This window comes from Pseudomonas brassicae, assembly GCF_010671725.1.
GTDB classification, from domain to species: Bacteria; Pseudomonadota; Gammaproteobacteria; order Pseudomonadales; family Pseudomonadaceae; genus Aquipseudomonas; species Aquipseudomonas brassicae.
The window spans coordinates 1-10457 of the sequence record NZ_JAAHBU010000061.1; the positions used below are offsets into that span (position 1 = coordinate 1).

10 protein-coding genes and 1 pseudogene are annotated in these 10457 nt (G+C 61.4%); 4 read left to right on the forward strand and 7 right to left on the reverse strand.

All coding sequences use genetic code 11. From position 1 onward, the window contains the following. A pseudogene (metC, locus tag G3436_RS05605) lies at nt 1-1513 on the forward strand (cystathionine beta-lyase); the annotation flags it as partial. 114 nt (nt 1514-1627) lie between these two features. Here metC and G3436_RS05610 read toward each other — a convergent pair. Both G3436_RS05610 and G3436_RS05615 read right to left on the reverse strand, forming a co-directional pair. Continuing rightward, nucleotides 1628-1954, reverse strand: coding sequence for a hypothetical protein (locus G3436_RS05610; RefSeq protein ID WP_163942248.1), 327 nt, complete (start codon nt 1952-1954; stop codon nt 1628-1630). A gap of 130 nt (nt 1955-2084) precedes the next feature. Continuing rightward, nucleotides 2085-3005, reverse strand: a complete 921-nt coding sequence (locus tag G3436_RS05615) for an AraC family transcriptional regulator (RefSeq protein WP_163942251.1) — start codon at nt 3003-3005, stop codon at nt 2085-2087. A gap of 157 nt (nt 3006-3162) precedes the next feature. Between G3436_RS05615 and G3436_RS05620 the strand changes: the two genes are divergently transcribed. Then, nucleotides 3163-3921 carry an SDR family NAD(P)-dependent oxidoreductase gene (locus G3436_RS05620; protein WP_163942255.1) on the forward strand — a complete coding sequence of 253 codons (759 nt, stop codon included), beginning with the start codon at nt 3163-3165 and terminating at the stop codon, nt 3919-3921. 100 nt (nt 3922-4021) lie between these two features. Here G3436_RS05620 and G3436_RS05625 read toward each other — a convergent pair whose 3' ends face one another. The 5 genes from G3436_RS05625 to G3436_RS05645 all read right to left on the reverse strand — a co-directional run bounded on the left by G3436_RS05625 (nt 4022) and on the right by G3436_RS05645 (nt 9271). Next, on the reverse strand, nt 4022-6082 hold the full coding sequence (locus G3436_RS05625; RefSeq protein WP_163942257.1) for a TonB-dependent receptor: 2061 nt from the start codon (nt 6080-6082) through the stop codon (nt 4022-4024). 66 nt (nt 6083-6148) lie between these two features. Next, complete coding sequence (locus tag G3436_RS05630; protein ID WP_163942260.1) at nt 6149-6553, reverse strand: DUF2946 family protein; 405 nt, start codon at nt 6551-6553, stop codon at nt 6149-6151. A gap of 121 nt (nt 6554-6674) precedes the next feature. Then, entirely contained in the window at nt 6675-6830 is a 156-nt protein-coding gene (locus G3436_RS05635) for a DUF2474 domain-containing protein (protein ID WP_163942263.1), read from the reverse strand. A 13-nt stretch (nt 6831-6843) separates the two neighbouring features. Continuing rightward, on the reverse strand, nt 6844-7851 hold the full coding sequence (gene cydB, locus G3436_RS05640) for a cytochrome d ubiquinol oxidase subunit II (RefSeq protein WP_163942266.1): 1008 nt from the start codon (nt 7849-7851) through the stop codon (nt 6844-6846). A 1-nt stretch (nt 7852) separates the two neighbouring features. Continuing rightward, nucleotides 7853-9271, reverse strand: coding sequence for a cytochrome ubiquinol oxidase subunit I (locus tag G3436_RS05645; protein ID WP_163942269.1), 1419 nt, complete (start codon nt 9269-9271; stop codon nt 7853-7855). Nucleotides 9272-9562: 291 nt separating this feature from the next. On the opposite strand from G3436_RS05645, the gene G3436_RS05650 reads away from it, so the two are divergent. Beyond that, nucleotides 9563-9943, forward strand: a complete 381-nt coding sequence (locus tag G3436_RS05650) for a DUF2946 domain-containing protein (protein WP_163942274.1) — start codon at nt 9563-9565, stop codon at nt 9941-9943. Nucleotides 9944-10162: 219 nt separating this feature from the next. Further along, nucleotides 10163-10457 (forward strand): DUF2946 family protein (locus G3436_RS05655; RefSeq protein ID WP_178116329.1); only part of this gene is annotated, 295 nt, incomplete at its 3' end.

A 10457-nucleotide genomic window follows, 5' to 3' on the forward strand; every position in this document is an offset into this window, starting at 1 on the left:
TGCAAGGCGCACAGTGGTCGATACGCCCACAACTGGCCGCGCAGGTCAGCGCGCAGACACGGCGCCTGGTGCTGATCGCCGACGACCCGCGCGTCGCCGAGCTGGCCGTCAGCGAGCTGCCCGCCGCACAACGCCTGGCGGCGCGGCTGTTCCCTCGGGCGCTGCTGGCCGAATGGCCACAGGTGGACGGCGACGATTCGCTGGCCGACGCCGCCTGCATCGACTTCCTGTTTTTTTGTGCACGACCGCCACGCCGGCAACAAAGACGCCGCGCGTCGCTACCTGGCCTGGGAAACCGGCCTGATCGCGCAGATGAACGCAGCAGAAACTGCGAGTTTCACGCCGCTGGCAGCCGGCGACCCGGTCGAAACCCGGCTGGTTCATGGTGGGCGCGGCGAGCCGGGGCAGGGCGCCCATGGCGTCAACCCGCCGGTCAGTCGCTTGAGTACGGTGTTGTTCGACAGCGTCGCCGACCTGCGTGCCGCCCGCGCAGCCGCGACCAGCAGCGAGTGCTGAGCTATGGCGCACGTGGCAACCCCACCGCCTTTGCCCTGGAGGACCTGGTCAGCGAGCTGGAAGGCGGTTACCGCACCAAATTGTTCGCCACCGGTTTGCAGGCGATCACCCAGACCTTTCTGGCCTACCTGCGTCCGGGCGACCACCTGCTGCTCAGCGATGGCGTGTACGGCCCGGTACGGCGCCTGGCCCGCGAACTGCTGCAACCTTTCGGTGTGCAGGTGGAGTTCTTCGCGGCAGACGGTCAGGGCCTGGAGCCGGCATTGCGCGCCAACACCCGCATGGTCTACAGCGAAAGCCCCAGCTCGTTGCTGTACGAGCTCAACGACCTGCCGGCCATGGCCGCGCTGTGCAAGGCGCGCGGGGTGCTGCTGGCGGTCGACAACACCTGGGGTTCGGGCTACCTGTACCAGCCGCTGGCGCTGGGCGCGGACATTTCGATCATGGCCCTGACCAAGTACCTGGGCGGGCACAGTGATGTGATGATGGGCAGCGTGTGCACCACTGGCGAGGCCTTTGCCGCGCTGTCGCGCAGCAGCGACACCTGCGGCTGTACGGTCAGCCCCGACGATGCCTGGCTGGTGCTGCGCGGTGCGCGCAGCCTGGCCAGCCGCATGGCGGTGCACGAGCAGCAGGGGCTGGAGATCGCCCGTTGGCTGCAGGGGCACGAGGCCGTGGCGCGGGTGTATCACCGGCCTTGGCGCAGCATCCTGGGCATGCGCTGTGGCAGCGCGATTTCAAGGGCAGTAACGGCTTGCTCAGTTTCGAGCTGGCGGATGCTGCTGTGGGCCGGGCCGAGGCCTTCGCGGACGGTTTGCGGCTGTTCGGCATTGGCGCCTCGTGGGGCGGTTACGAGAGCCTGGTGACCCTTGGCGAGCTAGGTGATCGGCACTTTGCCACACCGGTCCGTGGGCAACTGCTGCGGTTGCATGTGGGGCTGGAAAATGTATCCGCGTTGCGGCGCGATCTGGAGCAGGCCCTGCACCTGCCATGCTGAGCCAGTGAGACGGTCAGCTCAGTTAGCCTGAGCCTGGGACAGCCAGGCGCTTGGCAAACGCTGTTTACAGGCGGCTTTTCATGACGCTGCATTTCACTCGTCCCAAGGCAGCCCTCAGTCAGTCTGCTGAAGCGTTCTGGGGCAGGGCGGGGAGTGAACAGGCGTCTCTGGGGCGAAGAGCTTCAATGAGTTCAGTGAGGAGCGTTCGGCAAAAGAGATGGTATGACTGGCTTTGTTCCATCGCACCCCCGAGATCGAGAATCGTTTGGCCAGCACCATGATGCTTTCATGCGCAGCCAGTTGTGTGATCTCGCCGTAACATGCGCCGGCGTGCATGAGCGCGATTTCCCATGCCTGCGGCCCTGACATGTGGCGACGCGATACACGAAGGACCTCTTTGTGTTCCGCGCGGACGAAATGGATTTCGTACTGGCTATCCATACGTGCGACCTCCAACTCTCAGCCATTTGCACGGTTTGACTGTAAAACTGGGTGCGGGTAGTGGCTATTTGATGTTATTGATCGCGCGTATTGAGTTTAGCTATCAAAAATGGAAGGGACTGAGGCGACGCTATCTGGAAACAGGCCCGTCACCGGTAGCGGATTGATTGTCGATCGCTTGCCGTATCTGGCGCACATCGCGTGCAGGCGAGGTACCGAACTGCCGTAGGTACTCGCGGCTGAACTGGGACGCGCTTTCATAGCCCACCGCAAACGCCACGTCAGACGCGCGATGCTCGCCGGCAAGCAACAACTGGCGAGCTTCCTGCAATCTGAGTTGTTTCTGATAGCGCAGCGGGCTGAGGCCGGTCATCGACAGAAAATGCCGATGCAGGCTTGCCCGGCTCATGCCGCTGGCATCGCACAACGCCTCGATGCGCAGGCGAACATTGTAATTGTCTCTGATCCACGCAACGGCGCGGCGGATGCTGCCCAGTGCGCCATCGGGCTGGGCAATCTGCCGCAGCAATCTTCCTTGAGGCCCCTGAAGGAGACGATAGAGCAATTCCCGTTCGATCATGGGGCCAAGCACCGGGATATCGGCAGGCGTGTCGAGCAATGACAACAAGCGCAGCAGCGTGTCGCGCAGCGCAGCGGTCATCGGGTTTATCGCTATGCCAATGCCCTTTTGTTCGCTCTCGCGAACCGGCGGCATACTTGCCGCCAGTTCTGCCAGGATGGCCGGGTCCAGCACGAGCGAGACGGCAATGTAGGGCTGCCCCCCTTGCGCATCAAGAATCTGCCCGATCAACGGCAGATCCAGTGCGCTGATGAGGTATTGCTCACTGTCGTAGCTCAGAAGGTCGTTGTTGAGTGCAACGCGCTTCGACCCTTGCAGGATGAAGCAGATCATCGAACGATACAGGCATGGTGCCTGATCGGTAGAGCCTTGTCCGACGCACAGGTCTACACGCGGGATTGGTGTGCGGGTCAAACCCGGTGGCGCGTGGCGCAGGGCTATATCAAGGTGCGGTGCGAGATCGTTGGTCATGGGCCGATTATGCCTGCGCCCCGTCACCGTGCAATGCGATTGATACAATCAGGCAATCAATTGAGCTTATTGGGCGTGGGTTACGAAGCGGTCATTGCCTATCTTGGGCGGGTCAAGAAAGCGCTGAAAAGCGCGCCTAACCTAGCAGAGACAATCCATGAACCAGCACATCGCACTCATCACCGGCGCCAGCCGTGGCCTTGGCCGCAACATGGCGCTTCACCTCGCCAAGCGTGGTGTCCACATCATCGGCACCTATCGCAGCGGCGTGGCAGAAGCCGAATCGCTGATGCGCGAAATCCAGGCGCAGGGCGGCAAGGTCGCGATGCTGGCGCTCGACATCACCGACACCGCCAGCTATCAGGCTTTTTCTCGCGCAGTGGCTGATGTGCTGAAGACCGACTTCGGCCGCGATCGCTTCGACTTCCTCGTCAACAATGCCGGCAATGGCCTCTTTTCGAGCTTTGTCGATGCAACCGAGGACCAGTTCGCTTCACTGGTTGCAACGCACCTGCGTGGTCCGGTTTTCCTGACGCAGAAGCTGCTGCCGCTCATGGAAGACGGCGGTCGCATTCTCAACGTTTCCTCCGGTTTCGTACGCTTCACGTTGCCGGGCTACAGCATTTACGCGGCGGTCAAGGCGGCAGTCGAGGTGCTGACCCGTTACATGGCCGTAGAGCTGGGTTCGCGCCAGATTCGCGTGAATGCCATTGCCCCAGGCGCCATCGCAACCGATTTTGGCGGTGGTGCAGTGCGTGACAACCAGGACGTGAATGCCTATGTGGCACAGGGCATCGCGCTGGGTCGGGTCGGTCTGCCGAACGATATCGGCGGTGCGGTGGCTGCCATTCTGTCGGATGACATGGCCTGGGCTAACGGGACGACGTTTGATATCTCGGGCGGGCAGTTGCTCTAGCCAAAGCGGCAGTCATCCGGTCGCCGCCCGCACCGCTTGCAGCACCCGCATTGGCTCAGATCAGGACGTGCCCGGTAAAGAACCGGGCATTCCCGCGCCGTCAGAAGTCGACGCTCACCCCCGCATACAGTGCGCGTCCATCACCCGGAGCATGCAGCGACGCATTCGCCCCATCCGGGTCGTACCACGCATATTCGTAATAGCGGTCAGTGAGGTTCTTCAATTGCAGATCCACACTGAGTGTCTCGCTGACCTTGTACACCGCGCCGAGGTTCATCAGTACATAGCCGCCATAGGTGCCCTGGGTGTTTTCGCGCTCCAGGTAGTAGTTGGTCTGGCCGTTCATCCACGCCGTCAGCTGTAGCGCAGGCGTGGCCTGGTAACTGGCCCCGGCGTTGTACAGATGATGAGGCACATGGTCGATTTCCTTGCCCTTGCTGCCGGGCAGCGCTGCGCTTGGCTCAAGAATCTTCGAGTACTGCCAGGAGTAGGACATCCACAGTTCGGTGCGCTCACTTGGCCGCAGGTTCATCTGCAGGTCATAGCCCCAGCGTTTGGTTTCACCCACATTGTCGGATTCGCCACTGGGGTCGTTGAGGCGCCGGCTGACTTCGCCGGTAGCGTCCTGGCGCCAGTAGGCGACGCGGCCATCCATCCAGGACACAGGGGTGAACTTGATGCCGGTTTCCCAACCTTCGTTGATTGAAGGGGCCAGGTCCTCGTTGCGCGGGGGCACCTTGTAGGCCGCAGCACCAGTACCCACCTGGAAGGTGCGGCCCCAGTTTGCATAGACGCTGGCGAATGTGAAGGGCGAGTACACCACGCTCAATTTGGGCTGTTTGATTAGCCCATAGTCATTGATGTCATAGTCAGCGCCGGTCATTTCATTGGTGAAGTCACCGCTGATCTTGTCCACCCGATAGGCGGGTACGATCTTCAGCGACTCGAACGGTTTGATCTCGGCCTGCACGTAGGCACCGTAGGTGTTGAAATCAAAACGCTGGTCACGGGTCTGCGCCTGGCGCACGCGTTGAACCGTGCGGTAACGCTCGCTGCGGTTTTCCTGTTTCTGGACATCGGTACCACCTTCCAGCGCGAAGGCGTGCAGCCAACTGACCTGCGGGCGCCAGGTCAGCGAGGTGAGGGCGCCATATTGGGTTTCGTAGTTGTTGCGCTCCTGCTGTGCGCTGGTGCGCCAGTACTGTGTCCACCTGCGGTCATCGAAGGTGTTGAGGTAGGACTTGGCCGACCAGGACAAGGTGTCGGCCAGGTCAGTGTCGAAATGCAGGCTTAGCTGGTTCATGCGCCGCGTGCCTTTGTCCGTGGCGTTGTAGTCGTTGGTCATGCGTGGATGACGGCGGGCATCGTCCTCGGTGAGGTAGCCCGCTTCCTGCGCCTTGGCTTCGTAGTGGCGCGCTATCAGGCCAAGACGATAACTGTTGTCATCCGGGGTGTAGAACCACTTGCCGCCGACGCTGTAGCGGTCGGTGTCGCCATGGTCACGGTAACCATCGGTCTTCTGGTAGGCGAAGAAGTAATTCTGCGTCCAGTTGCTTGTCTCGATGCCCTTGGCCAGTTGTGTTTCACGGGTATTGAAACTGCCGTAGCGCAGGCGAGCCTTGCTGTAGTCGCCGCCGGTGCGGGTATTGATATTGACGTTGCCGGCGATGTTGTTGAGGCCATAGCGCGGGTCGCTGGTGCCGCGCACCACTTCCAGGCTGTCGATTTCGAGCGGGAAGACCATGTCGATAAACGGCATGTTGCCGTCATTGGTGTTGCTCGGGATGCCGTCGATCAACAGCTTGACCGCGTTGATCTCGCCTTCGCCGTTGAAGCCGCGAAATGACAGTTTGCCCGAGGTGGTGCCCTGGTTGAACTCGGTAAGCATCACGCCTGGGGCGCGGCGCAACAGCTCCCAGCTGTACGCCACGGGCATTTTCTCAAGAATGTCACCGCCAAGGATATCCACCGAGCTGAGTACGCTGCTGGTGGCCAGTGGGCCGGTGTTGTTGGCGGTGACGCTGACAGCACCGAGGGTCAGTGTGGAGTTCTCGTTGGGCAGGGGGTCGGCGACTGCCATGGACAGAGGGCTGAGGGTCGAGACGCACGACAGGGTGAGCACGGGCAACATGGCCCGTGCGATGCAGGTGTTCGCAGGCATTGAAGAGCTTCCTGGCTGAATAGGCTCGGGCCGTACAGCGGCCCACAAAGGTGTCAACGACAGCTTTCAGCTCAGGGGCGGTGCGCGCGGGCTCAGGTCAGGCCATTGCTGGCGGGGCAGGGGCAGCACATGGGCAGGGCCGAGCAGCAGTGCCTCGGACCAATAGCGGGGGAACAGTTGCTTGGCATAGTGGCCGGGCACGAACGCCTGGCCGGCATGTCCGCAGCAGCAATCGCCGGAGGGCTGCTTGCTGTGCTGCGGTGCACTGTCGTCCGGCAGGTCGAGGTCGGCGTACAGTTGCTTTACTACGGCCGCAGGGACAGTGTGCAGGCTGCAGAAACTGCCCAGCAGCAATGACTGGCTATCGAAGCTGGGCACACGCAAGGCACGGTCAAGCGGCATGGCCAGCAGGTTGAACAACACTGCAAAGCATGCGAGCCACCAAAGTTGTGTGCGAAGGGGTGAAATCATGGCCGGGGCCCAGCAAGCGAGGTGGGCATTAAGCCTTATCCAAAGCGGTCTGTAAAATGTTCGTGGTACCCGTGCTGGGTGCCCACTCCCCCCGCTCAAAGTCGAGGGGCGCGGGGTGCGGTCAGTGGCTGCTCAGGCCGGCTGCGCTCATGAAAAGACGCATGATCCAGGCGGCGACCCCGAGCGCTGCCACGCTGGCTGTCCAGATCACGGCCAGCCAGCCGAGCCGCTGCCAAAGTGGGCGGGGCTGCTCCACCACAATGCTTTTATCGGTCATCGGGTATGACTCCTCAGTGATAACCATCTTCGTGGGTCACCTTGCCGCGGAACACGTAGTAGCTCCAGAACGTGTACACCAGAATGATCGGGATGATGAACAGCGTACCCACCAGCATGAAGCCCAGGCTTTGCGGCGGTGCGGCTGCCTCCCAGATCGAGATCGACGGTGGGATGATGTTTGGCCACAGGCTGATGCCCAGGCCGCTGTAGCCGAGGAAAATGAGTGCCAGTGTCAGCAGGAACGGTGTGTAGTGCGCATTGCGTGCCACTGCGCGCAGAAGGCTGTAGAAGCACACCAGTACCAGGATCGGCACGGGCACGAACCAGATGAAGTTGGGCATGCTGAACCAGCGATCGGCGATCTGTGGATAGGCCAGTGGGGTCCAGAGGCTGACGATGCCCATCATCACCAGCAGCATCAGGGCCAGTGGGCGCGCCAGGTCATGCATCTGCCGCTGCAGTGGGCCCTCGGTTTTCATGATCAGCCAGGTGCAGCCGAGCAGCGTGTAGGCGACTACAAGGGCAACGCCACAGAACAGGCTGAAAGGGGTCAGCCAGTCCAGTGCGCCGCCTGCGTAACGCCGGTCGACCACCTTGATGCCTTCAATGAACGCACCCAGCGCAACCCCTTGGCAGAACGTAGCGGTCAGCGAGCCCCAGATGAAGGCCTTGTCCCACAGATGACGTTTGGCAGGTTTGGCCTTGAAGCGGAACTCGAAGGCCACACCGCGAAAGATCAAACCCATCAGCATCAGCATCAGCGGCAGGTAGAGCGCTTCGAGCACCACCGCGTAAGCCAGCGGGAAGGCACCGAACAACGCAGCACCGCCAAGAATCAGCCACGTTTCGTTGCCGTCCCAAACCGGCGCAACGGTATTCATCATCACATCACGGTCGCGCTCGCTTCTGACGAAAGGAAAGAGCATGCCGATGCCCAGGTCAAAGCCGTCCATCACGACGTACATCATCACGCCGAAGATGATGATCACCGCCCAGATCAGCGGAAGGTCGATACCCATCTCAGTTTTTCTCGCTCTGGTAATCGTCGTCGGCAGCTGACAGCGGCCGTGCGGGTGTGTGCTGCTGGCCTGGGCCGCCCTGGATATGCTCCTCGCCCTCGCCAACTCTCGGCCCACTGCGCACCAGGCGCATCATGTAGCCAAGGCCTGTGCCGAACAGGGCGAAGTAGACCACCACGAACATCACCAGCGTGATGCCCAGGTGTGCGTAGCTGTGGTTCGAGGCGCCATCAGCCGTGCGCATCAGGCCGTAGACTACCCAGGGCTGGCGACCTACCTCGGTGGTGAACCAGCCTGCCAGGATGGCGATCAGGCCAGACGGGCCCATCCACAGGGTCAGGTAAAGGAAGGCGCGCGAGCTGTACAGCCTGCCACTTCTGCGTAGCCACAGGCTCCACAGCCCGACGGCAATCATCAGCATGCCCAGGCCGACCATGATTCGAAATGACCAGAACACCACCGGGGAGTTGGGCCGGTCCTCAGCTGGGAAGTCTTTGAGTGCTGGTACCTGTTTATCCAGGCTGTGCGTGAGGATCAGGCTGCCCAGCGCTGGAATCTCCAGCTTGAAATGCGTGGTTTCGTTCTTCATGTCGGGAATGCCGAACAGGATCAACGGGGTCGGCTCGTCGCCTATGTTTTCCCAGTGTCCTTCGATCGCGGCGATTTTTGCCGGTTGATGTTCGAGGGTATTGAGCCCATGGAAATCGCCGATCACGGCCTGCACGGGCGCAACGATCAGCGCCATCCACATCGCCATCGACATCATCTTGCGTACCGCCGGGTTATCGCGGCCACGCAGCAGATGCCAGGCGGCCGAGGCCCCGACGAAGAACGCCGTGGCGACAAAGGCGGCGGTGGTCATGTGCAGCAGGCGGTAGGGAAAGGAGGGGTTGAAGATGATTGCCAGCCAGTCCACCGGCACTACTCGCCCATCAATGATCTCGTGGCCCTGAGGCGTCTGCATCCAGCTGTTGGAGGCCAGGATCCAGAAGGTCGAAACCAGTGTGCCAAGCGCGACCATCACGGTGGAGAAAAAGTGCAGGCCACGGCCCACGCGGTTCCAGCCGAACAGCATGACACCGAGGAAACCCGCTTCTAGAAAGAATGCAGTAAGCACTTCGTATGTCAGCAATGGCCCGGTCACCGCACCCGCGAAGTCGCTGAAGCGGCTCCAGTTGGTGCCGAACTGATAGGCCATGACCAAGCCCGAGACAACGCCCATGCCGAAGTTCACGGCAAAGATTTTCGACCAGAAGTGATAGAGGTCGCGGTAGACGCTTTGCTGGGTCTTGAGCCAAAGGCCTTCAAGTACCGCCAGGTAACTGGCCAGGCCAATGGTGATGGCAGGGAACAGGATGTGAAATGAAACAGTGAATGCGAACTGGATTCGGGCCAGGTCCAACGCCTCGAACATGCTCATAAAGGTTAAGCCTCACGGGACGGCACGTTTCGGCGCCGGTTGCAGGAAACAGCGCTCAGGTCCTGGGCGAGCTTGCTGGCAGTGGATTCTTGAATGGTGCAACGTCGTCGTTGCGACGGCGGCGCCACTTTAAGGACCGTGCCAGCCATCACCAACTGCGACAATCTGCCCCGCCATGCGCCACTGGGCATCTGGCCGCGGCGAAGGCTGATGGCTGTGGCGGGATGTCGCACCCGGGGTGCCCAGCAGGTGTACTTCAACCTGAGCGCTTTCGGTGCTAAAGTCCGTGCCATGAAGCGCATCCCCTCCCACCGTCCTCTCATTGCCTGGGCACTGTATTTTTGTGTCCTGTTCAATGTATTTTCCTGTGGCCTGGGGCACGGTCAGGCGCTGGGCTTTGCCCTGAACGGGATCGGCGGTGTGTTCTGCAGCCTTGGTGGCGACACCTCGGCGCTCCAGGCCAAGCAGGGCAGCGCGCTTGTAACCGCTGACTTGAGCAGCCCATTCGGCTGCCCACTGTGTTCGGCATCCTTCCTTTGCCTGCTGTTTCTGCTTGGCGTGGCCTGGTTACTGGCACGCGCCAATCGACGCCTGCTCAATGCTGAGGTGCGCGCTCAGGCGCCGCCTCGTTATTGCTGGCCCTCGGCCAACCCGCGCGCTTCCCCTCTCTGACACTGTCTGCACTCGAGTGCTGGAGTGAGCTTTTGCTCATGCTCCAGGGCACCTGATCGTCCATTTCACGTCCGCCAGGACGTAGATGGCGTGTCCAGGTGATCGTCAGCTGTCAAGGACATGTGCCATGAACTATCTGATTGGCTCGCCACTACTGGCGGGTCTAGCGCTGTGCGATGACTCCCCTGCGAGAGTGGTCTGACGGTGCAGTGCTGCGGCATGGGTAAAACCACCTGGGACAATTTATGGATAGCAGCGCTGATGGCGATGCTGTTCAAGGTGTTCGCCTTGCCCATGGCCAGTGCTGCGGGTGAACTGAGCTTGGCGCAACTGCTTTCCGGTAGTTACTGCTCGTCCGGTGGCGCGCAGTATCTGGCGGTGGACAAGGACCCGGTCAGTTCCTTGCCAGTATCGGACTCGGGACATTGCTGCTGTTCTCAGGCAAACGGCCCGGTGCCGATTGCGGCCAGCCTGCTGCTCTCGCGCTGGCTGCCACACATTTCTCCTGGGGCCC

Bases quoted from the DNA above. Each gene is read 5' to 3' on its own strand.
- G3436_RS05625 (WP_163942257.1), bottom strand. From the start codon at position 6,082: ATGCCTGCGAACACCTGCATCGCACGGGCCATGTTGCCCGTGCTCACC.
- cydB (WP_163942266.1), bottom strand. From the start codon at position 7,851: ATGGGTATCGACCTTCCGCTGATCTGGGCGGTGATCATCATCTTCGGC.
- G3436_RS05635 (WP_163942263.1), bottom strand. From the start codon at position 6,830: ATGACCGATAAAAGCATTGTGGTGGAGCAGCCCCGCCCACTTTGGCAG.
- G3436_RS05650 (WP_163942274.1), top strand. From the start codon at position 9,563: ATGAAGCGCATCCCCTCCCACCGTCCTCTCATTGCCTGGGCACTGTAT.
- G3436_RS05630 (WP_163942260.1), bottom strand. From the start codon at position 6,553: ATGATTTCACCCCTTCGCACACAACTTTGGTGGCTCGCATGCTTTGCA.
- G3436_RS05645 (WP_163942269.1), bottom strand. From the start codon at position 9,271: ATGAGCATGTTCGAGGCGTTGGACCTGGCCCGAATCCAGTTCGCATTC.
- G3436_RS05615 (WP_163942251.1), bottom strand. From the start codon at position 3,005: ATGACCAACGATCTCGCACCGCACCTTGATATAGCCCTGCGCCACGCG.
- G3436_RS05610 (WP_163942248.1), bottom strand. From the start codon at position 1,954: ATGGATAGCCAGTACGAAATCCATTTCGTCCGCGCGGAACACAAAGAG.
- G3436_RS05620 (WP_163942255.1), top strand. From the start codon at position 3,163: ATGAACCAGCACATCGCACTCATCACCGGCGCCAGCCGTGGCCTTGGC.